General features: G+C 39.2%; 21 protein-coding genes. 9 read left to right on the top strand and 12 right to left on the bottom strand.

The window, feature by feature from the left end:
• Positions 1-49: 49 nt before the first annotated feature.
• Positions 50-2,914, bottom strand: coding sequence for a helicase C-terminal domain-containing protein (locus LMB56_RS07065; protein WP_216271452.1), 2,865 nt, complete (start codon positions 2,912-2,914; stop codon positions 50-52).
• A gap of 215 nt (positions 2,915-3,129) precedes the next feature.
• On the opposite strand from LMB56_RS07065, the gene mvk reads away from it, so the two are divergent.
• From mvk to LMB56_RS07040, 5 genes are read left to right on the top strand one after another with little or no spacing between them, the layout of a single operon-like run.
• Complete coding sequence (gene mvk / locus LMB56_RS07060) at positions 3,130-4,080, top strand: mevalonate kinase (RefSeq protein ID WP_122481243.1); 951 nt, start codon at positions 3,130-3,132, stop codon at positions 4,078-4,080.
• Complete coding sequence (mvaD, locus tag LMB56_RS07055; protein ID WP_229283473.1) at positions 4,080-5,051, top strand: diphosphomevalonate decarboxylase; 972 nt, start codon at positions 4,080-4,082, stop codon at positions 5,049-5,051. Before mvk ends, mvaD begins: the two co-directional genes overlap by 1 nt.
• A 27-nt stretch (positions 5,052-5,078) precedes the next feature.
• A complete protein-coding gene (locus LMB56_RS07050; protein ID WP_003666183.1) occupies positions 5,079-6,206 on the top strand; it encodes a phosphomevalonate kinase in 1,128 nt (375 codons plus the stop codon).
• A 15-nt stretch (positions 6,207-6,221) separates the two neighbouring features.
• Positions 6,222-7,268, top strand: a complete 1,047-nt coding sequence (fni, locus tag LMB56_RS07045; RefSeq protein ID WP_122481245.1) for a type 2 isopentenyl-diphosphate Delta-isomerase — start codon at positions 6,222-6,224, stop codon at positions 7,266-7,268.
• A 60-nt stretch (positions 7,269-7,328) separates the two neighbouring features.
• Positions 7,329-7,817 carry a DUF1440 domain-containing protein gene (locus LMB56_RS07040; protein WP_003674130.1) on the top strand — a complete coding sequence of 163 codons (489 nt, stop codon included), beginning with the start codon at positions 7,329-7,331 and terminating at the stop codon, positions 7,815-7,817.
• A gap of 44 nt (positions 7,818-7,861) precedes the next feature.
• Here LMB56_RS07040 and LMB56_RS07035 read toward each other — a convergent pair whose 3' ends face one another.
• Positions 7,862-10,051, bottom strand: coding sequence for an alpha-galactosidase (locus LMB56_RS07035; protein ID WP_122481246.1), 2,190 nt, complete (start codon positions 10,049-10,051; stop codon positions 7,862-7,864).
• Positions 10,052-10,214: 163 nt separating this feature from the next.
• On the opposite strand from LMB56_RS07035, the gene LMB56_RS07030 reads away from it, so the two are divergent.
• Together LMB56_RS07030 and scrK are read left to right on the top strand one after the other, a co-directional pair.
• Positions 10,215-11,234, top strand: coding sequence for a LacI family DNA-binding transcriptional regulator (locus LMB56_RS07030; RefSeq protein WP_229283474.1), 1,020 nt, complete (start codon positions 10,215-10,217; stop codon positions 11,232-11,234).
• A gap of 121 nt (positions 11,235-11,355) precedes the next feature.
• The gene (gene scrK, locus LMB56_RS07025) at positions 11,356-12,234 is read left to right on the top strand and encodes a fructokinase ScrK (protein WP_229283475.1); all 879 of its coding nucleotides are present in this window, start codon (positions 11,356-11,358) and stop codon (positions 12,232-12,234) included.
• A 75-nt stretch (positions 12,235-12,309) separates the two neighbouring features.
• On the opposite strand, the gene LMB56_RS07020 is transcribed toward scrK, so the two are convergent.
• From LMB56_RS07020 to LMB56_RS06990, 7 genes are all read right to left on the bottom strand, one after another.
• Positions 12,310-13,284, bottom strand: a complete 975-nt coding sequence (locus tag LMB56_RS07020; protein WP_153702848.1) for an L-lactate dehydrogenase — start codon at positions 13,282-13,284, stop codon at positions 12,310-12,312.
• Positions 13,285-13,311: 27 nt separating this feature from the next.
• The gene (locus tag LMB56_RS07015) at positions 13,312-14,052 is read right to left on the bottom strand and encodes an LrgB family protein (RefSeq protein ID WP_094500817.1); all 741 of its coding nucleotides are present in this window, start codon (positions 14,050-14,052) and stop codon (positions 13,312-13,314) included.
• Positions 14,045-14,464 carry a CidA/LrgA family protein gene (locus tag LMB56_RS07010; RefSeq protein WP_003666169.1) on the bottom strand — a complete coding sequence of 140 codons (420 nt, stop codon included), beginning with the start codon at positions 14,462-14,464 and terminating at the stop codon, positions 14,045-14,047. Before LMB56_RS07010 ends, LMB56_RS07015 begins: the two co-directional genes overlap by 8 nt.
• A 203-nt stretch (positions 14,465-14,667) precedes the next feature.
• Complete coding sequence (locus LMB56_RS07005) at positions 14,668-15,399, bottom strand: LytR/AlgR family response regulator transcription factor (protein ID WP_153702847.1); 732 nt, start codon at positions 15,397-15,399, stop codon at positions 14,668-14,670.
• Positions 15,380-17,143, bottom strand: a complete 1,764-nt coding sequence (locus LMB56_RS07000) for a sensor histidine kinase (RefSeq protein ID WP_229283476.1) — start codon at positions 17,141-17,143, stop codon at positions 15,380-15,382. The genes LMB56_RS07005 and LMB56_RS07000 overlap by 20 nt, the downstream gene beginning before the upstream one ends.
• Complete coding sequence (locus LMB56_RS06995; RefSeq protein WP_020843095.1) at positions 17,144-18,010, bottom strand: SPFH domain-containing protein; 867 nt, start codon at positions 18,008-18,010, stop codon at positions 17,144-17,146.
• Between the two features lie 18 nt (positions 18,011-18,028).
• Complete coding sequence (locus LMB56_RS06990; RefSeq protein ID WP_229283477.1) at positions 18,029-19,396, bottom strand: RsmB/NOP family class I SAM-dependent RNA methyltransferase; 1,368 nt, start codon at positions 19,394-19,396, stop codon at positions 18,029-18,031.
• Positions 19,397-19,540: 144 nt separating this feature from the next.
• Here LMB56_RS06990 and LMB56_RS06985 point away from each other — a divergent pair, with 144 nt between their 5' ends.
• A complete protein-coding gene (locus LMB56_RS06985; protein ID WP_065533673.1) occupies positions 19,541-20,353 on the top strand; it encodes a Cof-type HAD-IIB family hydrolase in 813 nt (270 codons plus the stop codon).
• Positions 20,354-20,410: 57 nt separating this feature from the next.
• On the opposite strand, the gene LMB56_RS06980 is transcribed toward LMB56_RS06985, so the two are convergent.
• The gene (locus tag LMB56_RS06980) at positions 20,411-20,647 is read right to left on the bottom strand and encodes a cytochrome b5 domain-containing protein (RefSeq protein WP_019254016.1); all 237 of its coding nucleotides are present in this window, start codon (positions 20,645-20,647) and stop codon (positions 20,411-20,413) included.
• A 485-nt stretch (positions 20,648-21,132) separates the two neighbouring features.
• Here LMB56_RS06980 and LMB56_RS06975 point away from each other — a divergent pair, with 485 nt between their 5' ends.
• On the top strand, positions 21,133-21,786 hold the full coding sequence (locus tag LMB56_RS06975) for a response regulator (protein WP_229283478.1): 654 nt from the start codon (positions 21,133-21,135) through the stop codon (positions 21,784-21,786).
• Between the two features lie 216 nt (positions 21,787-22,002).
• Here the strand turns inward: LMB56_RS06975 and LMB56_RS06970 are convergent, their stop codons facing one another.
• Together LMB56_RS06970 and LMB56_RS06965 are read right to left on the bottom strand one after the other, a co-directional pair.
• Entirely contained in the window at positions 22,003-22,893 is an 891-nt protein-coding gene (locus tag LMB56_RS06970) for a helix-turn-helix domain-containing protein (RefSeq protein ID WP_019253383.1), read from the bottom strand.
• Between the two features lie 16 nt (positions 22,894-22,909).
• Positions 22,910-23,242: a metal-sulfur cluster assembly factor gene (locus LMB56_RS06965; RefSeq protein WP_003667917.1), complete on the bottom strand. Its 333-nt coding sequence runs from the start codon at positions 23,240-23,242 to the stop codon at positions 22,910-22,912.
• Positions 23,243-23,273 lie beyond the last annotated feature (31 nt).

The following is a 23,273-nucleotide window of genomic DNA, read 5'->3' as shown; positions in this document are numbered from 1 at the left end:
CAATCATTTTTGATTATACCAGAAATCGGTAATTAAAAGTTGATAAAGTTTAATTAACTTTGTCCTCTTTACCATTTTGTAAAAACTTCTGAGTAATTGAAATCAATTCAGCAGTTTTTTTGCTATTAACCGGTAAATCAGGGGGCAGACTACTCAAAATCGTCTTTCCGTACCGCCTTGTCTGCAGTCGCGGATCAAGAACTACTGCCACCCCATGATCATCTTCCGTCCGTAATAATCTTCCAATCCCCTGACGTAACCGCATCGTTGCTTTTGGCAGTTCAGAATGATAAAACGGATTTTTCCCCTGTTGCTGGAGTAACTTATTATGAGCCCGATTCATTATTTCATCAGGTGAATCGAACGGCAACCGCGTAATGATTAAGAGTTCAAGGGCAGACTCTGGTAAGTCTATCCCCTCCCAAAAACTAGAAGCACCAAGAAGGATCGAATTTTTTCCGCCACTAAACTGTTTTAAGATTTTATCACGATTACCCGTAATCCCCTGGGCTAAAATATCCCGCTGATCAAATAGATCCGTTTCGCGAAGTTGGCTGTATACCTGCTCAATCATCACCAATGAGTTGAATAAAATCATTGTCTGATAATCAGCATTCTTCGTTAGTTGGTAAATCGTATCGCTGAGATATTTAATGTAGTCACTGTTATTTTGCGCACTGGGTACTGGGGCATCTTCTGCAATCAATAATTTAGCATCCTGTTTGTAATTGTACGGGGATGCAAAGCGACGCGTTAAAGTATTATTGCGCTCTAAATCTAACTGGTGGTAAAGGTACGGCGACCGTGGCGATGTAAACAATGTCGCCCCCACAAATAATGGTTGAGCAAAATATGGATAAACATTCTTGGTGAGGTAATGGGTTGCTTCCAATAGCCCCCCACTAAGCTGTAAGGCACTTTGCTCACTTGATTGGCGAATAGTGATCCAAAAAGCAGCAGCCTCTCCCTGTTGTTGAAGTGTTTCATTAAATTCATTTAGTGTTTGATCGGCTTCAATTAATTTTACAAGCTGACTCTGAAATTGGCTCATGAGGTAACGATCACTTAATAACCACCGGTCTGGCTGACTGCTAAACAGATGGCTGAGGGCAGAAAAATGAAGCTGCACACTGCTCAATGCTTGCTCTAGCTTCATCATCACGGGCCCACTAATATCTAAGAGAGACATCACCTGGTCATTTTGCAGTGGTTGTTCAATTAATTCATTATCAGGATTACCAGTAGCGCTTGCCATATATTGACGGTAAAGGGCTTGCTGGAAAAGGTCAACCGCTTCTTCTACTGCATTGAGGTCACCACGAAGCAATTCAACATTATAACTGCCTAGTGCCTGTTCAGCGAAAATATCGGTTAAGTTTCGGTCATTGCCATTATTAACTAACCCAGACATTATATGAACAGCTGTGCGCAATTTTTGAAAATTAAATGTTCGCCGTGATCGTTTTAAGATACTTTCGCTTAAGTGCTGAGCTTCATCGATTACTAAATAAGGGCGGCGAGTCCCATCCCCTAATTCCTGGGCATGAGCAACCAAGTACGCATGATTGGTAATAATAATATCTGCTTGATGAAGCCGCTTTTCCCGCCGAACGAGAAAATCATCATGGTAAAAAGCATTTGCTGGATTCAAGCTCCGAATACCCTGATGACGAATTTCAGTAAAGTATGGTGACTGCTGAGAATTTAAATTAAGTTCATCAAGGTCCCCACTTTGCGTTGAAAGCAGCCATACTAAAATTTTAGCTTTTAACAACTGAACAAGCTTCGAATCTTCAATCACACTTAAGGAATGAACAAAACGGGCAATATCAATATAATGAGCGTTTCCCTTGATAATCACACTATTCATTTTAAAAGGCAACACCTTGTTTAGTTGCGCGATTGATGTATCAATAATTTGTTGTTGGAGGATATTGGTTGCTGTGCTGACGACAATCTTCTTATCCGGATATGCAACATAACTTAGCGGAAAAAGGTAGCCCAATGTCTTCCCTACTCCAGTTCCAGCCTCAACAATCATATTCTTGGGTTCATCATGAGTATAATTATTGTAAATGCTGTTCATCATTTTTGCTTGAATAGGCCGTAGTCTTAACGTATCTCCGTATAGCTTTTCCTTTGCCTTTTTAGTGGAAGGATATTTATGCTTTTCTCGCTGACTATTAGCAGTGATTGGCCGCGATTTATGAAGAACAATTCCGTGCGAGACATACAGCTCTTCACTTAATGACTGGGGCGATTTACGTCGACGCTGTAACTCAGCATCAAAAACCCCGGCTGTTTGTTGAGGTAAGTTGAGCTTCAACTGAGTAATCTTTTCAAGCGTAAGCGTTGGTAATTCTTGAACTCGTTTTAGCAAGTCATTAAGTAAGTCTGCTGTTGCCTCAGCGTCTGACACTGCACTATGAGGGTGATCATGCTCAATGTGCAACGAACTAGTTAAGTCTCGTAAACGGAAACTCTTTGCAGTAGGAAGAAGAATCTGACTAAGGGTTACAGTATCGATTGCTGGAATTGATAATGAAGGATATCCAGCTCGCTCTAATTCTGCATTTAGAAAAGGAAAGTCAAAATTAACATTGTGAGCCACAAAGGTCGTTTCCGCCAGCAAACTATAAATAGTTCCAGCAATGTCTTCAAATAAAGGTGCTTTTCGTACGTCTTTATCTTCAATTCCTGTTAATTGAACAATTGAACGAGGAATTTTCTCTCGTGGATTTATTTTTGTTTCAAAGTGATTTATGATTTCGCCATCTTGAACGAGAACACAACCAATTTGAATGATTCGATCACCATGATTAACATTCGTTCCGGTTGTTTCTAAATCAACAACTGAGTAGATTGGCGCTTTCTTGTCACGCTTTTTTGTGCGCTGACTACTACGCTGTGTCACACTATCACCATATTTCTCCGAAGTTATTATATAAGTTACTAAATATTCTAAACTAAATGATACACCATTCTACTATAAATTTCTCATTTTTACACGAATCGGCCTTTCTTTGTGCTAAAATGTTTAGATTTGGTAACATCCACAATCGTTTTTAGCTAGAATCACTGTTTTATGCTATGATTAAGTTTGAATTTTTATGTAGAAAGTAGGTTACGATGGTGAAACAACAAGGGATTGGTACTAGCCATGCGAAAATCATTTTAATGGGAGAACATAGCGTAGTATACGGTCAACCGGCAATAGCCTTACCATTGCCAAGCGTTCAATTATCAGTTACGCTCAGCAGTCGCCAAGATAACCAGCGAATTATTAAAAGCCGTTATTATCATGGTAGTTTAGAAAATTTACCTTCTTCCATGATTGGAATTAAAAAATTAATTGACACTTTATCTGCAAGGTTTAATGACCACGAAACTGGTTGGGACTTAAAAATTGAAAGTCAATTACCTGCAGAACGAGGAATGGGATCGTCTGCTGCCAGCGCGATTGCAATTATTCGGGCATTCTTTGACTATTATGATGAACCGCTTGATCGAACATTATTGCTTCAGCTTGCAGATGTTGAGGAACAAATTACACATCGTAGTCCATCCGGTTTAGACGCTGCTACTGTCAGTTCAGATAAACCGCTTTTTTATGTTAAGGGGCGGATTGGGGTACCAATTGAAATGAATCTTGATGCCTCTTTAGTAATTGCTGATACTGGAAAAAAAGGTGCTACTAAGGAAGCTATTTTGGCAGTTAAAGATGAACTGAAAAATAACAACGAAAAAGCTGAGGAACATATTAAGCACCTCGGTGAATTAGTAAACCAAACAAAAGACTATCTTGCACAAAATGATATTGTAAAATTAGGCGATGCTTTTAACTTTGCGCAAACTGATTTAGCCGCTCTTAACGTGTCAGACCCATCATTAGATCACCTTATTCATGTTGCACGTGATAATGGTGCTCTTGGTGCAAAATTAACTGGCGGTGGTCGCGGCGGTTGCATGATTGCCTTAATGCAAACAGCTATGGGAGCTCGTCGCCTTGCAAGCATCTTAAAAGAGAACGGTGCGCATGATATTTGGCTTCAACCACTTGATAAGCGAGGTAATAACTAATGGCAACTGCAAAAGCACATACTAACATTGCGCTTGTTAAATATTGGGGGAAGAAGGATCAAGAATTAATCATTCCACAAACCGACAGTCTCTCCCTTACGCTTAATGAGTTTTACACCACTACTACCGTAAATTTTGATAATCACCTTACTTCAGACTTAGTTGCCATCGATCAACAGACACTCAGTAAGCAAGCGGCGAAAAAAGTAGTTCATGTTCTAGATATTGTTCGGCAACTAAGTGGAATAAAATCTTTTGCACGCGTAGAGTCAATTAATCATGTTCCGACTGCAGCCGGCCTTGCTTCTTCAGCTTCTGCCTTTGCCGCTCTAGCAGGTGCAGCCAGTGCCGCGGCCGGATTAAACCTCTCAGGCCGTGATCTATCACGACTGGCCCGGCGCGGATCCGGTTCGGCAACTAGGTCTATTTATGGTGGACTGGTTGAATGGCAAAAAGGGACTGACGATGCATCCTCATTTGCACAACCAATTTTAGAAAATGTTGACTTTCCAATTGAGATGTTGGCAGTCTTAGTTGATACAAAAAAGAAAAAAGTTTCCAGTCGCTCTGGAATGCAATCCAGTGTTGAAACCTCACCCTACTATGATGCCTGGCGCCAAGTGGTAGCGAATGATATGGTTGCTATAAAGCTAGCTATCAAAGCAAAGGATATTGACCAAATCGGCCATATTGCTGAAGAAAATGCCCTTCGAATGCACGCACTTACCTTTTCAGCTGACCCCGGTTTTACCTACTTTAATGGTGAAACGCTAACCATCATTAAAGCAGTGGAAGACTTGCGCAACCAGGGAGTAAACTGCTATTATACGATGGATGCTGGTCCGAACGTTAAAGTGATTTACGACCGCGGGAACCGGAATAAAATTGTTGAAGAATTAAGCAATATCGTTGGCCCAGAACGGTTGGTGGTTTCACAACCGGGACCTGGAATAAAGATTTGGAATGAATAAAATTTAATGATAAGGGGACTTTAAATTTTGATTACTGAAAAAGCTCCCGGTAAATTGTATATTGCCGGTGAATATGCTGTTGTTGAAAATGGTTATCCTGCAATTTTAGTTGCATTGGATCAGTTTGTTACCTGTACGATTGAGGAAAGCGTGCAAGAAGTTGGCCAAATTATTAGTCGCCAATATAATAACGATCAACTATCCTGGCGACGTTTAGGAGACCAAATGGTAGTTGATAAGCGTGACAATCCTTTTTCTTACATTCTTTCTGCTATTAGGGTTACAGAAGAATATGCTCGTACTTTTAGTCGCGATTTACGAATATTTAATATCCATATTGACAGTCAATTAGACAGTGCTAATGGTCGAAAATATGGCCTTGGTTCCTCTGCGGCTGTTACTGTAGCAACTGTTAAGGCCCTTTGTCGGTTCTATAATTTGCCCGTTAACAAGGACCAAATCTTTAAATTAGCTGCAATTGCTCATTTTGAAGTTCAAGGAAATGGTTCGTTGGGGGATGTTGCCGCTTCTGTATACGGTGGTTGGATTTCCTACCATTCATTTGATCGGCAGTGGCTTGCCCAACAACGTAAGTACCTTGACCTAAAGACAATCATTGACTTACCTTGGCCTGATCTTAATATTGAGTCTCTAACCGCTCCTAAAAACTTAGAGCTTTTAATTGGCTGGACTGGTAAACCAGCATCAACTTCCCAACTTGTTGATAAAATTTCTCTTTTTAAAGCCCGTCGCCAAACCGAATATCATCATTTTCTTGAAAAAAGTAAATCGTGTATCCAACGAATGGTTGATGGTTTTCATCGTCAAGATCTTGAAGCAATTAAAAATGAAATCCGTTATAACCGTGACCTCTTAAAACAACTGGGCACTAATTCAGGGGTAAACATCGAAACCGAATCATTATCTAAGCTTTGCCAAATCGCTGAATCTTTTGGTGGCGCCGCTAAGACATCTGGTGCCGGTGGCGGTGATTGTGGGATCGTCGCTATTGATAGCAACTCTAACTTTGGGAATGTCTTAAAGAGTTGGGCCAAAAATCATATCGAACAACTTCCTTTATCCGTACACTTTATCGACAACGCAAAAAGTTTCAAGAAATCTGTTAAACACCATCTTTCTTACATTCACAAGTAGATCAAAGGAGGCTCCATGATGGAATCACGTCATGCCCAACGGAAAAACGAACACCTTTCATTAGCTGCCAAATATTATGACCAAGTTCATCAACACCATTATTTTGATCAAGTGCGTCTAATTCATGATAGCTTACCTGAAATGACGACAGATGATGTTGATCTGCATGTCCAATTAGCTGATAATTTAGAAATTGAATGTCCTTTTTATATTGAGGCAATGACTGGCGGAAGTGATCAAGCCCTTAAAATCAACCAGCAACTTGCTCAATTAGCCCATAAACACCATTTGGCAATGGCAACGGGATCTCTCAGTATTATCTCAAAAGCCCCCCAATCCTTTTCGTCTTTTGAGATAATCCGCGAAGAAAATCCAGATGGCATTATTTTTGCAAATTTAAGTGCAAATGCCAGTCTTGACCAAGCGATAAATGCTATTTCTCTTCTGAAGGCAAATGCCCTTGAACTGCATATCAATGCGGCCCAAGAACTAATTATGCCTGAGGGTGATCGTGATTTTAATTGGTTAGATAATATCCAGTATCTTGTCAGTGAACTGGAAGTCCCTGTTATTGTAAAAGAGGTTGGCTTTGGAATGAGCAAAACGACGATCGCCAAACTGCAAACCCATGACGTTCACCTCATCAATGTTAGTGGACGTGGCGGGACAAACTTTGCAGCGATTGAGAATCGGCGTAACCATGATATCAATTTTGAGAGTTTATTAGACTGGGGACAAACAACTCCCGAGTCACTACTGGAAGCTCATTCAATTCGGCGCGGTAAGACTGAAATTATTGCCTCTGGTGGAATTACTTCTCCCCTCGATGTTATCAAAGCTGGTGTATTAGGCGCCCGGGCAGTTGGTGTTGCCGGTTACTTCCTCAATATTCTCCAAAATGAAGGCTATGACGCACTAGACCAAACACTCGGTGAATGGCAAGTGATTGTTAAACGCTTGCTCGCGCTCCTTGGTTGCTCATCATTTACCGAACTTTCACGTGTTGAATATGTTTTAGGAACGGACTTGCTATCATATGCTCGTCAACGACACTTACGCTAACCTAAATAATTGAAATTCCTATTAAGATTGATACAATTGATTTAATAATTAAAGGTTTGGATGGTGATTGAAGTGAATAAAATTAATTGGGGTAAATCAATTACAGTGGGTATAACTGCTGGTCTGGTTGCTGGTCTTGTTAAACTTGGTTGGGAAAATATTCTCCCACCACGGACACCAGAGCGAGATCAAACAAACCCACCGCAAAAAATGCTTGAACAATTTGGCGTTCCGGCACAGATCACACACGCTACTTATACCTATTCCGGTCAACAGTTGCCATGGGTAAGCTATGTTGTTCACTTTAGTTTCTCAGCTGGCTTTGGAGTTCTCTATAGTATCGGCGGACAGTTGGCACCGTGGATCAAAAAAGGTGATGGAGTACCATTCGGGATTGCTGTTTGGGATTTCTTCCACCTCAAGTTAATGCCATTAATGGGAACAGTTCCTGCTGCAAAAGATCAACCACTTGAAGAACATGTTTCTGAATTTTTAGGACATGCAATCTGGATGTGGACGATTGATGCATTAATAAAAAGTAAAGAATAATAAAAATCCGAGAGAAAATTTTCTCGGATTTTTATTATTTTAAACTATTCGCCTTTAAAGTAATGCACTTCGGAAATGAAGTCCCCCGTATGAGTCGGGTCACGAAACAAACCGACATTCATCAATTCATCCCCACCATAAGTTTTATCAGTCATCTCATCATGATAATCAATTGTCGGATCAAGTCCCGCCATCTTAGTATTATTAATTTCAAAACGGTTAGTATGCAACTGCTTAAACATAAATAGCAGTGCTTCTGACTTATCAGGACTGACAAATTCCCAAGCGACCGTATTGCTATCAAAAGGACTTTCTAAGCGAATAAAGTCACCATATTGAATTAAGTGGCGGTGAGCCTTGTAGAACTTGATCTGTTCCTTTACCATTTGCCGATCTTCTTCAGTCAAATCTGCTAAGTCAAGTTCATAGCCAAAGACCCCGCTCATGGCAACATCGCCCCGCATCTTAAAACTAGTAGAACGACCAGTTTGCTGGTTAGGTGAAACCGATACATGCGCCGTCATAGATGAGATTGGATAAGTTAAAGATGTTCCGTATTGGATCTTTAACCGTTCGACCGCGTCTGTATCATCTGATGGCCAACTTTGCGGCATGTAGTAAAGGATACCAGCATCGAAACGACCACCACCGCCAGAGCAGCCTTCAAACAAAATATTAGGATAACGGGTAACTAACCGCTCCATTAAGTCATATAAACCTAAAACATAACGGTGGCTAATTTCTCCTTGATGGTCTGCATCCGCTGCGCTAGAGAAGACTTCAGTAAGATTACGGTTGAAGTCCCATTTAATATAGTCAAGCGGCACCTTATCTAAAATTAAGCACATTTGATTGTAAATATTATCAACGACTTCTTTACGGCTAAAGTCTAGTACTAATTGATTACGAGAAAGTGTCATGCCACGGTTCGGTTCATGTAAGGCATAGTCTGGATGTTCCTTATATAACTTAGAATCGACTGAAATCATTTCTGGCTCAAACCAGAGGCCGAATTTCATGCCATGCTCGTGGGTCCGGTCTGCTACCCGCTTTAATCCACCAGTAAGCTTATCCTGGTTAACAAACCAATCACCAAGCGATGAATTATCATCATTCCGGTGGCCAAACCAGCCGTCATCAAGAACAAACATTTCAATTCCCAATGGCTTTGCTTCATCAATAATTTGGTCTAACTTCTTATCATCAAAGTCAAAGAAGGTCGCTTCCCAATTATTAATAACAATTGGGCGGTCTGCATATTGATACTTACCGCGAGCAACCCGGTCCCGTAATAACTTGTGGAATACTTGTGACATCCCATTTAGGCCCTGTTGACTAAAGCCCATGATTGCTTCCGGTGTCTGAAAATCTTTTCCCGGTTCAAGAACCCATTCAAAGTCATAATCATTAATTCCGGTTATTAAGCGAATCTGGTCAATCTGATCTTTTTCCAAGGTAAACTGGTGATTACCAGAGTAAACAAGGAGCACTCCCAAAGCGTTTCCTTGAAATTCATCGGTATTCTTATCAACCAAGGCCACAAACGGGTTCATATGATGAGAACTAGAATTTCGACGGCTAGAAAATTCTGTTATTCCCCGACGTAATTCTTGTCGTTCAGGTTGTCGTTCAAGGGCATACTGGCCTGGAACGGAGATAACGTCATAATCATGTTTAGTTAAATCTAGTTGCATTGAGGCAATCTTTTCAATTCGTAATTCTTGATTGCTTGTGTTTACTAACCGCGCATTCCTTGTAATAACCGGCCGTTCGTTATAGATAGTGTACGAAAGAATGAGTTGCGCACCAATTGTTTCATCAACCAAAATAACTTCCAACGTTTCTGCTTCTTTATCACTTTTAACATAAGATGCAGGTAACCCAGCTAGTTTGGGCTTCCCCGGTAAAATCTTATAAGACTTGTAACGGAAATCAGTCAGTCGTGAACCATTTTCTGTTTTGATAATAATCGCAGGCACGCGATAGTCTCCGGTATTGTTTCCTGAATACTCCTGCAACAAATCATCTTTAGAGTAAGTTCGGTCCATCGATCCAGGAAGGTTCCCTGAAAATCCACGATCAACTCGTGGATATCGACGTTCACCATGGTAGTTGCGAATTGCCGGTCCAAAGTAAAGGTGACTGAGGATATTTCCCTCTTCTACTGAAAATAAATAGGAAATTTCTTTATTTTTTAAGTGAAAAACACGTTGCTGTTCATCAAATGTAATCATTCGTTGTGGCCCCTTTCTTGAAATCGATTCTATAATAAACGTTTAGTTATTTTTCGTCAAGCGCTTTCATTATTGGTATAACAGTAATTTACCGTCACCATTGACTACTAAACGTTTACTAAAAATATGTTATGCTAGAAATTGATTAAAAGGAGGTTTTCCTATGACTGGTATCAGAAAAATAGCACGTGAGGCTGGTGTATCTCCTGCCAGCGTTTCACGTGTCTTAAGCAATGATTCATCTTTTTCAGTAAGTAAACAAACAAGAGCACGAATTAAAGAAGTAGCAGCAAAGTATAATTACCATCCCCATCTAAATAGGGCCGTTACTCCGCCGATAACTCCTCGTTCAATTCTAGTACTTACAACTCATTCGCTCGAGACAGAAGCTCATGACCCTTATTTCATTCAAGTCCATGATGGAATTATTCAAGAAGCTTCCAAGCAAAATATTCAAATCAAAGCTTTTGTTCGTTTTCCCAATAAAGCCTTTCAATTTACTGACGCGCAAAAATATGATGGCGTAATTGTTGCCGGAGTTTTTACGCAAGAATTCTACGCTAATTTAGCTAAAAACAATCCCCATATCGTTTTAATTGACGACTATCGATACCTCCCCGCTTACGATATTATCCGTAATTCGTATTTTGAAGCTACTCAGATCGTTCTTGATCAGTTACTAGAAAATGGACTTAATAAAATCGCCTTTATCGGTGGAAATATTCATCCCATGAATAATAATGGCGAAACGACAGACTCGTATCAAGATATTCGAGCTAAGGCCTATTTGATGTGGACAAGACTTCATAATATTTCTCCATTGATTGTCCTTAATGGGTGGACTCCTAAAGATGGCTTTGACAGCATGAATACTCTTTTGAAAGATAATTTTCAGGCTGCCTTAATAGCTAGTGACCAACTAACTATCGGCGCATATCGAGCCCTGAAGCAACACCAGCTTAAAGTTCCCCAAGACCTTCAAATTATTAGCTATAATGATTCGGATATTGCTGAATATTTAGTTCCGTCCCTTTCATCGATCAATCCAGCAAGTTTTTCAATGGGGACAATAGCAGTTCAAAGACTGGTCCACCGTCTGAATAATCCGAATGATATCCCTATTCATATTAATTTGCCCGCCAAAACCACTTGGCGCGAAAGTTCAGAAATTAATTTGAATTAGTGAAACGTTTTATAAGTAAAAAGAGAGTAATTGTGCTTGTGATACCGTTTTCTAAGGTTTATACTCAAACATGGTTATCAGATTGATAAACGTTCACTTTAATTAAATGAGGTTTTTGATTATGTTATTAGGAAGTATTGAAGCTGGCGGTACTAAGTTTGTCTGTGCCGTTGGTGATGAAAATTTTAATGAAATTGATAAAAAAATTATCCCTACAACTACCCCCGAAGAAACTTTAGGGGCTTCAATTGATTTTTTTAAGCAGTACCCTGAACTAGCTGCTCTTTCAATTGCCAGTTTTGGACCAATTGATACTAATCCGGCTAGTGAAAAGTACGGTTATATTACTGATACTCCTAAAGTTAAGTGGCAAAATTGCAATTTTGTCGGCACAATGACTGATGCCCTCAATATTCCCGTCTACTGGACAACGGACGTCAATGGTTCGGTTTACGGTGAATATGTCAATTTAAAAGATAAGTACGATAATCCGGCCTTGGTTTACTATACCCTTGGAACTGGCGTGGGTGCTGGCGCAATTCAAGATGGTCGCTTTATTGGTGGAATTAGTACCCCTGAAATGGGCCACGTTCGCTTACAACGCCATCCAGCTGATCTGAACTTTACTGGTATCTGTCCTTACCACCACGATTGCTTGGAGGGATTAGTAGCTGGGCCAACTTTCAAGGCACGGCTCGGTATTAGTGGCGAAGATGTTCCCGATAATCACCCTGTTTGGGATATCATGGCATATTACGTTGCACAAGCTGCGGTTCAAGTAACTGCCATTTTACGGCCACAAAAAATTATCTTTGGTGGAAGTGTTTCGCGCCCAGCCTTTCTTGAACGGGTTCGAAAGCAATTTGCAATGTTATGGAACGATTATCTTCCAGTTGGATCGCTCGATGAATATATTGTCAACCCTTCTGTTCCAGGAAATGGTTCTGCTACTCTCGGCAACTTTGCATTGGCTAAGCACTTAATCGAAACAAATAAATAACCGTCATCGGTCACTATAATGCAAAAATGACTAAGACTGAGGAAAATATTGCTCCTCAATCTTAGTCATTTTTATTTATTTCCAAAGATAGTTCAATAGACCCGCTTTAGTCATTCCATTTGCTGTGGTTTCACGCAAAACTGATGCTGAATTAATTAAAGCCTCTTGTTCACGCGAATCTAATGGTAATTCTACTACCTTTTGAATACCATCTTTATCAATTACAGCCGGTGTTCCGAGGTAAATATCCTTTTCCCCATATTCACCATCTAAATACGCACTTACGGGTAATACTGTATTTTGGTCATACAAAATTGCTTTCGTTATTCTTGCCAAAGCAGTTGCTACTCCATAATATGTTGCGCCTTTTCGATTAATAATCTCATACGCCTTATTACGTACTTGTTCTTCTAGTTTTAACAATTCTTGCTTTGTCAGTCCATTAGCCAAGGCATAATCCATTAAAGGCGTTCCACCGATTGTCCCACAAGAATAAGCAGCAAATTCTGAATCCCCATGCTCCGCTAACATATCAACATGAACATCTCGGGGATCAATAGCTAACTTTTTACCAATCGCTACTCTTAAGCGTGCTGAATCAAGAGAAGTTCCCGATCCAATAACTTTATGTGCTGGAAAGCCAGAAATTTTTTGAACAGCATATGTCAAGATATCGACTGGGTTGGCAGCAATTAAGAAGATTCCATTAAACCCGGTATTAACTACTTCTTGAACGATTTCCTTCATAATCTTTAAGTTACGTTCAACTAATTTAAGCCGTGTTTCACCAGGCTTTTGCGCCGCGCCTGCACAAATAGTAACAATATCAGCATCTTTACAATCTTGATAGCTACCAGCCCTAACCTTTACTGGGGCAGTAAATGGCGTTGCGTCTTCCAAATCTAGTGCATCCCCAACGCTTCGCTCATTACTCTTATTTATAATAACTAATTCCTCAGCTAAACCTTGCTGGATCACGCTAAAAGCATAAGCAGACCCCACAACTCCATCACCAATTAAAACAACCTTTTGATGTTCTTCTGTCGCCATACTTCTTTTTCTCTCCCTAATTAAATTTTACATAAAAAGATGAGCATAAATAGGAACCAAAATGTCCATTGCTAACGAAACGATAACAACTGCCACTGCGGCCATTGCTCCTTGAATTGAACCTAGTTGAACCGCCTTAGCAGATCCAACAGTGTGACCAGCGGATCCAAGACCAAGACCAGTCCCAACCTTAGAAATTTTCTTTAGTCTAAAGACCTTAATCAGGAATTCGGCAAGGGCATAAATAATAACCGCATTTAAGATACATGCCATCGCTGTTACCGCAGGATCACCACCGATTCCCTTTGCAATTGGCATCGCAACAGCGGTAGTAGCTGCTTGAGGAAGCATAGCGGCGGTTGAAACACGGGAAAGAGCAAATAATTTAGCTGTTCCTTGAATCAAAAATAATGAAATGAATCCACCCACAAATAATGTGAGAATTACATCGACCCAATATTTCTTAAAAACATCATTCCGGCGATAAAGCGGAATCGCAAATGCCATTGTTGCTGGGTTTAGGAACCAAAAAATCAAATTTCCGCCTGGCTGGTAAAATTTTTTATAAACTATTGCGGTCGTTGAATTAGCAACCTTGGCCCAGATTGCCAAAATTACAATTCCTAATACCATCCCTACTAACAATGGGGTGAAGAGGAAGAAACCATTACTAATTTTGAAAAGCCACATCCCAATTAAATAGACCAGTAATGAAATAAATACCCCGGTAAAAGGTAACGCCAGATTTGTAATAAATACATTAGTCATTATCAGTTTCCCCCTTGTTAGTCTTGAACAATTTATGATGTACCCCAATAAAGAATGCTCCAACATAAGCAATTACTGCTAATAAAATAATTGTCGAAATAATAATAACAATTACATCTTGTAGCCCTTCTTTTTTCATTAAGCCAAGGCTCCCAGCAAGTTGAATTCCTGATGGGACAAACAGAAAGGCAATTAAACTAATCATGAAATCTCCGAACTTTTCAACTTGTTCCAACTTAACAATATGGCAAGCTAATAAAATATATAATAAAATCATTCCAATTAATGGTGTAGGAACAACGAAACTCTTAGGAAAAAGATTAGAGATTAATTGTGATACGAATAAAATTGCAGCAAAGATTCCCATTTGAACTAGAATGGGCGCTTCTTTCTTCTTTTCTTCTTTCTTCATGATAATCCTCCTAAACATGATAAATATGTTTAGGCATTAACGTTAATACCATTTATCACAATCTATTTTACTAACTTTTCCTGATTTGTATTCGTTTTCACTATTAAATAACCTAAATTTGCGTTAAAATGCCCTCCAGTTAGCTTAAAATGCCTTACACAAAAAAAGGATTGGTGAAAAGATAAACAATTCACCAATCCTTTTTATAAACCTAATGCTTTTTTGGTTGTATTAACATATGAACGACTTACTGGTAATTTGCTTCCATCGATTAAAGTCAGTTCATAAGTATGATTGAAACTTGGTTGAAGCTCTGTTACACCATTCAAATTGACAATAAAACTACGATGGATCTGTAAAAATTCTGGAGATTTTAATTGGTCATAAATATTAGTGAGCGTCTGTCGACTAATGATTTTATGCTTGTTAAGAGTCCAGATATAAACAAAGCCTTGCTGTGCCTGTACGTAAAGTATTTGTTTTTTCTGTAAAATAATCGTTCGCTCGTCATTTTGAATCGAAATTCGGGGATTCTGCCTTAATTCCATCTTGGTTTTGGTAGTGTCATCATCTGGCGGAATTAATTTTGCAACCCGCATAATTGCTTCGTTGACCCTTTTAGCAGAAAATGGCTTCAAAATATAGTCAACTGCATCTGCTTCAAAGGCATCTAACGCATAAGAATCATAAGCAGTCGCAAAGACAATATGAGGACTATTCTCAAATGATTTTATTTTTTCAGCTAATGCCATCCCATTTCCATCCGATAACTTTATATCCAAGAAAACCATATCTGGGTGTTCATGTTTTACTTGTTCCTCTGCCATAAAAATCCCGTCTGCTTCAAGTATTTCTGTAACTTCACTATTTCCCTGAATTAAGTAATGAAGTTCTTCACGAGCAAGCGGTTCATCATCAACGATTAAGACTTTCATTGTCTGCACCTTCCTTAGTGTGATATGGTAAAGAAATTTTGATCTTTGTTCCTTTATTACTACTTGTAATTTGAATGGCACTATGCTGGTCATATAGACCAATTAAGCGCTGATTCAAGTTATATAGCGCATTTCCACTCCCCTTTGAAGATGTCAATGGTTCTTTTCCAAGCTTAGGAAGAAGTTCCGGTGCAATCCCTTCCCCATTATCAGCTACTTGAATTTCTAACCGTGCTTCCAACCTTTTTATTGTTATTTGAACATTATTATGGTCTCTACGTGCTCCGAAAGCATGTTTAAGCGCATTTTCAACTAATACTTGAATTGTAAATGGCGGCAGGTAAACATCATTTTCGACTTGTTGATCAAAGGTGATGTTATATTTATGTGGAAATCTAGTTTGTTCCAGTTCAAGGTATGCATCGACTTGCGTTCGCTCTTGTCCCAAAGTAATTTCGGTCTCCCGGGCCCCAATTAAGTTAGCTCGGAAGTAATTACTAAGTTGGAGGAGAAGTTCTCGCGCTTTCTCTTGATCCCGGCGTAAAATTGCACTAATCGTATTAATAGCATTAAAAAAGAAATGCGGATTTATTTGTGCTTGTAAGGCTTTTATCTTAGCATCTCGAACTAATTGCGCCTGCACTTCTGCTTCACCCAATGCAATTTGGTTAGCAAAAATCTCACATAGACCGATTGCTAGCTGAATTTCAACCGGTGTTAAATGCCATTGATCAGTATAATACATTTTTAACGTTCCGATAACTTCATTCCCAATTCGCAGAGGAGCAACAATCGCTGCTTCTAAAGGACAATTGGGATCGATACAACCAATCATTTTACTGTTATTTGCGATCTTTATTTGGCCCGTTTTGATCACATTACTGGATAAAGAAGTTTCTAACCTATTTCCTGGAATATGGTGATCATCACCAGCCCCAATATGCGCCAGTATTCGTTGTCTGTCGGTGATACTCACTGCATCAAAATTAGTATATTTTTTAATAATTTTGACTACTTGTTGCGCTGAGCTTTTATTTAATCCTTGACGAAAATAAGGCAAGGTTTCATTTGTTAATTGTAAGACAGAATGAGTTTGCATAGCGCGCAGTTCTTCCTCTTGGTGAAGGTACATTGAAATGATTGATAAGAAAATCGATGTCCCCAGCGAATTAACCAAGATCATTGGCAAGGCAATATATTTAACTAAGACCCATCCCGTGGGACTGAACAGTAAGATAAAAAGCATTTGAATACTTTCCATCAAAATCCCCACAATAAAACCATGCCATGGCGTCATTACCTTAAAATAACTTTTTCGATCATGATACAAAAAACCAGAAAGCGCACCAATCAAAACTGAACTAGGCACATAAAACCAACCTTGCAGGGGCGCACCTTGAATAATCCGATGAACCCCCGCTACTAATCCTACTAAACTACCGACCCATGGCCCACCAATAATTCCAGCAACTGAAACAGCTAAAATTCGGGCATTGACAATCGAGTCATTTGTTGAAATGGCCGTAAGAATGATTTTGTTATGCAACTGGTTATTTGCATCGATCTCTATTCCAGTCATATTAGCCATAATAGCAAAAATAGAAAAAAGAATCGTTAGTTGAATTTTGGCACTAATGGTTTGATTAAATAACAGGCGGCGGAACAAGGGCACACTAACTAGCAAAAACGCTAGAATAATAATTAAACCAACCCGCTCAGCCATTAAAATCGTTAAATATATCATTTATCCTTGTGTCCCTGTATTTATTACTGGTTGCGTTCCCCGTTCACTAATAATTGCTACCATGATATTATTGATGATTTGCAAACGTTGCTCATCTGTTAAATCAAGGTTGGCTTCCTTGCTTAGTCGTTCAATTGCTTCTTCGGTAATTGAAACAGCCCCTTCAACGATTATCTTCCGCGCTGATAGGATTGCCGATGACTGTTGTTTTTGCAGCATGGCGCTGGCTATTTCAGTTGCGTAGGCTAAGTGAGTTAACCGTGTTTCAATAATTTTGACCCCCGCTACGTTTAGCCGCTCTTGCAATTCAGCAGTTAACCGCTCTGATACTTCGGTTGGATTTCCGCGAAGAGTAATTGCATCTTGATCTTCAAAACTATCATATGGATATTCACTAGCAACATGACGAACCGCAGACTCACTTTGAATTTGAACAAATTGCTCATAATCATCAACCGAAAAGAGCGCTTTTGCGGTATCGACAACTTTGTAGACAATAACGGCCGCAATTTCGACTGGATTACCCTTTGAATCATTGACCTTTAAAATCTGACTATTAAAATTGCAGACACGAAGAGAAACAGTCTCCTTATTTGTAAATGGCACTGTCATAAATAAGCCCGCATCACGAATAGTCCCAATATAATTACCAAAAAAAGTTAAAACTTTGGCTTCATTTGGCTGAATAATTGTCAATGATGTACTAAAAAGAATCACAATCAAGAATAAAATAATTCCAATTGTCAGAAGCACCGGAAAATTACGCGTAAAGCCAACAAACATCAGCCACAAACTAATTAAACCGATAATAATCGCCCCGAGTAACCCGAGATAGCCGTTAACGTGAAAGGCTGCTTTTTCCTTCATCTCGATAATCCTCCTAATTTAAAAACGTAACCCCTTGGGATAAAAGTTTTTGATTGTTTTACCGACCAACTTTCCAAAACCAGCAGTATGTTCCTCGCATACTAATAAATACCAACCATTCGGAAGGTCAGCATCAATATTGATTACATCCCCATGGACATATTGGTGCCACTGTTCCTGGCTTAGTTCAATGACCCGGTTTGCCTCCTGTGGTAAGCTGGCAAGAGCCCATGCCAACGCTGGTTCAAATCGATTTTTCTTAAAAGCACCGAGATGAAGTCCAGGTCGGAGTACATTTAGTCCCTCGATCTTGTCCTCTTCTAATGGCAAATCATAGAGCTGGTCACCAAATAAAATCAATTGGTGTGGTTGATAGTCCGGAAAAACGTTTGTAGCAAACTGGTTAAAGAGTTTGACCTGTTCTTTGTCCGGTTTAACAATCGATTGCTTTTTCCGCTTATTCTTCTTTTTGCGCTTTTTATCAGTTGACTCTGGTTCACCATTTACTAACTTAGCAATGAAATGTCCTTCCCCCTTGAGATGGTGCGGGAATAATCGGACTGTCTTTTTCAACTCTTCATTGCCATCCCCCCATTCCGGACGGCCATCATCCATTCCGGACGCCTTTTCAATTGGGATAAGTTTCAAGTCTGGATAGTTATTGAGCAGCCATGAAATATTTTGTTCATCCTCTTCTGGTGCAAAAGTACAGGTCGAATATACTAATGTTCCTCCTGGCTTTAGCATTTTCATTGCGGATGCTAAGATCTTTTGCTGGCGGTTAGCACACTCAGCGGGGTATTCTGGTGACCAATATTCAATTCCAGCGGGCTCTTTTCTAAACATTCCTTCTCCCGAACAAGGCGCGTCAACAAGAATCCGGTCAAAATATTGAGGAAATTGTTTTTCTAAATCTGCGGGACTCTCACTAGTAACAACTGCATTTTTTGCGCCCCATCGTTCCAAGTTTTCCGCCAAAATCTTCGCCCGTTTAGGGAAAATTTCATTAGCAACTAATAGCCCTTGGTTGTTCATTTTAGCGATGAGGTGGGTTGTTTTGCCTCCCGGAGCTGCACACAAGTCTAGCACTCGTTCTCCTGCTTGTGGGTTAACCACTTCTCCTACAAACATTGCTGATGGCTCTTGACTATATACCCACCCAGTAACATGGTCTAATGATTTCCCATTCACTTGGCCATAATATCCTGCCGGCACATATGGTACTTTCCCCGTAGCTTTTTCAATTGTTGCAACTGGTTGTCCGTTCTTTAATGGATTCTCGCGAAAACCACTATAACTTGACTGGGCAAGTGCTGATAAAAACTCATCGGCCTCTGCTCCCATTAGTTTTTTGTATTTCGTGACAAATTCATTTGGTAATTGCACGTTAGTTTCTCGCTCCTCTTTATCGTAATATCTTTATTGTAACGTATTTTTTAGTCTTTTTAAGTCAAAATACTTGGCAAAGCGTTAAGTTTTTGTTTACAATATTATAATTGAATTTTTTATGGAAAGAGAAGTGAGATGGTAATGGATCAACACTTGATTGCGCTTGATCTTGATGGCACAACATTAAATAATCAATCAAAATTAACAAATGAGACAATTACAACTTTACGTGCCCTTGCCCGGGATGGTCATATTGTCAGCATCATTACTGGCCGTCCTTACCGGATTGCCAAACATATTTACGATGAAATTGGGATTAAGACCCCGATGGTAAACTTTAATGGGGCCCTAACGCATATACCTCATGAACACTGGGATAAAGAATATGATGTTGAATTAACACGGGAGCTAGCCCTCGATCTCCTAGCCCACCGGAAAGAACTAGGAATTAAAACAATTACCGTTGAAAATAAACATCATGTATGGGCTAATCAAGCTAGTAATGATTTACCTGAATTCTTACCAAACAAGTTGCGCGATGATCAAATCCTAACCGCGACTAACTTAACAGGCAATCCAATCGCAATGACGATCCAATATGAACCGGAACACCAAGAAGAAATCATTAAGGCAGTTAATGAAAAATACGGCGATTTCGTTGAACCACGAGTATGGGGCGGCCCTTACAACATCTTAGAATTGATCCATCGTGGCACTCATAAGGAGTCAGGAATGTTTTATATCGCTAAGCAGTACCAAATTGACCGGCAAAATATTATTGCTTTCGGTGACGAGCATAATGATTTAGAAATGCTTGATGCAGCTGGACGTGGCGTTGCAATGCATAATGCCATTTCTGAGCTTAAAAGTATTGCTAATGATGTAACGCCAATTGATAACGAGCATAACGGGCTGGCGAAATACTTGCGAGCTTATTTCAAAGTTACAATATAAAAAGCTAGGAAGAGATAGTTTAAGACTACCAATTCCTAGCTTTTTACATAGTTATTCCTAGTCAACTAGTTTGCCAACAACAGGGATACCTTCAAGGACTGATTCCAGATGGATAGAACGAGGCATTACTGAAGTTAAATCACGACCAGCAAGGTTTCCATGGTGTTTACCACCCTTCCATTGCGGAACGTTAGAGACATCGTAAACAACGCCTTTAACGGCAACGTATGCGGGATGTCCATTTCGACCATCGAACTCAGCGAGCTCGGTTGTTGTAAATGTTTTTTCTGCCATCAATGCTTCACCTTTCTCTGATTCAAGAATAGCTAATAATTACATTCTAGATCAAACAATCCGTAAATGCATTAATTATTAGATGATTATTATTTTTTCCTCAATCAACTTAATAAAATTGTTAAAATTGGCTTTTCGATTGCTCTTCTTGCCTTTTTCACTCTTTTCATAAAATAATTTATAGATAAAAAGATAATCTTTATTACAATAGGACAAAAAATTGGTATAATAAAAGGCGAAGGTGATTCTGCAATCACTTTCGCCAACATACTTCTACTGTGGACCATTGATGTTGTCATGTCATCAATGATCCTCTTTTATTTTACAGCATTAGTTTTATTCTGCAATAAATTTTCACAATTATTCCAGCCGTTTATTGAAACTATTTCAGCAAGTGTGAAAAATAACTTTTGGATCTTGATAATTATTAGCAAAAAGAAGATACTGAAGAAGAGATAACTTTAAGAATGAAAGCAGGTTTATTGATGTATAGAGTACTTGTGGCGGATAATTATCCCATCATTCGAATGGCAGTTAAAAATCTGGTTGAACAACTAGATAATTTTAAAGTAATTGCTGAAGAAACAACTGGAATAGATGCCTCATTGCGGGTTGAACAAGGAGACATTGATATCATTATTATGGATTTAGCGATGCCTCCTGGTGAAAATGGTCTGATCACAATCAAAAGAATTCATGAACATTTCCCTAACCCCAAAATTATTATTTTTTCTTCTCGTAGTGAACCTCAATACATCAATCAGGCAATTTATAATGGCGCAAATGGCTATATCTTTAAAAGCTCCTCACCGAAAGAACTAGTTCACGCCCTAAGACACGCTATTAATGGCGAAAAATACTTAGACAATAATATTATGGTAACAAAGAAAGATTTATTAGTTATCAAAGGCGGTTCTCCGCACTTCGATTTAGGAAATTACATTGCTCTTTCAAAACGTGAGCAAGAAATCTTACCGTTAATTGTTCTAGGATATACTAACAAAGAAATCGCTACTAAGATGTTTATATCTCCTAAAACTGTTGAAGCCCATAAGACAAAGATTATGCAAAAATTAAACCTTGCTTCACACGCAGAACTTCTCCACTATGCAGTTAAACATCGGTTAGTAGACCTATAGATAAAGGGAGTGGAAAATAATCTTCTCGACAAGGCGGTGGGCTAAGGATAGAACGGTGATTAGCACGGCACGGGCTGATTGTCGTTCGTACTTAGCCTCGAGCCTTGTGATTACGACGCGGAGCTAGCCTATTTGGTTTTCCACGTTATCTTACTATTATTCGCGAAAACCATTTAGGCTGAGAGAAAACAAAGTTTTCTCCCAGCCTCATTATTTTCATTTATTACTAATTGTCTTATCAAAGTTATTTAACAGAGCAGCTACTTGAACTTCAACAACATTGTTTTTATTGAAGCGAGCAAATACTTCTGCTTCAGTTAAAAGCCGGCGTATTTTTTTCGAGCTTTCTCCTAACTCAATTGCATTATTTGCTTCTAGTAATTTAATTCGTGGTAAGAAATAAGTAACATGATTGCTAGCACAGATCTTTGTCGTAGCCTCCAAAACTTGGTTACTAACCTCTAGCCGCTTATTTAATGAATGGTACTCGGCAGCGTAGTACATCATCGTTACAATCCGTAGATAATAATTCCGATCAACACCCGCTAAGTCTTCATCAGCCTTTGATCTTAAAAATGAAATAACCTTTGAGAAAAAGAAATCAGCATGTTCCATTGAATTTTGTCGTGCATATAAAATCCCTGATCCTAAATATGCTAATGGTGAAAAGATCGTCCGATGTTGCTCATCCAGTTCATCTAAAATCTTAGTAAAGTTAAAGAGACTTGTCGATGCGTTATTATTAGTTAAGGTATAAATCATCCCTTTTAAATAATAATATTGCATCCGATCTTGTGGCGATTTTAACTCTTCAAGCCGAATCTTCTTAAGGTTACTAACTGCCTGAGGAAAGTGTTCAATCATTAAAGCCAATTCAATCTGGTCAAGCAGACTTCTCATATAACGAATTGAGGATGTATTGTCTTTGCTTAAATCATCAATCGTTAGTCCTAGACGGTCGCAAAGCTGCGCCAGAATCGTGAGTGATGGTACTTGACCATTGCTTTCAAACTTACTTAAGGTCGACTGGGTACAAATCCCCTTGCTTAAGGCAACTTGTGAATAGCCAAGCCTCTTTCGTTGATAAACAAAGCGTTTAATATCCATGTCTGACCTCCTATATCTAGCCGTGAATTCCTAATGCAATTTTAGCAAACCTGCTCATTCTTGACAAATCCCAAACCGGCTCCCACACAAGATTAATATTACATTTAGTTACACCTTCAACAGAAGTAACTGCCTTGGTAATGTCGCGATTTAAGATGTCGCCTAATGGACAGCCCATTGTCGTTAAAGTCATTGTGACCGTACATTCACCATTATCATCAACCTTAACATCATAAATAAGGCCAAGGTTAACGAGGTCAATCCCCAATTCTGGATCAATAACTTCTTCCAACGCATCCATCACTTTATTTTCAATTGGGGAAAAGGGGGTATCTTTTTCGTCAGCCATAAACGTTCCTCCAAACTTATTTGTTAATTCA

This window comes from Limosilactobacillus reuteri (assembly GCF_020785355.1).
GTDB lineage: Bacteria > Bacillota > Bacilli > Lactobacillales > Lactobacillaceae > Limosilactobacillus > Limosilactobacillus reuteri_I.
This window is presented reverse-complemented; position numbering and strand designations above follow the sequence as displayed.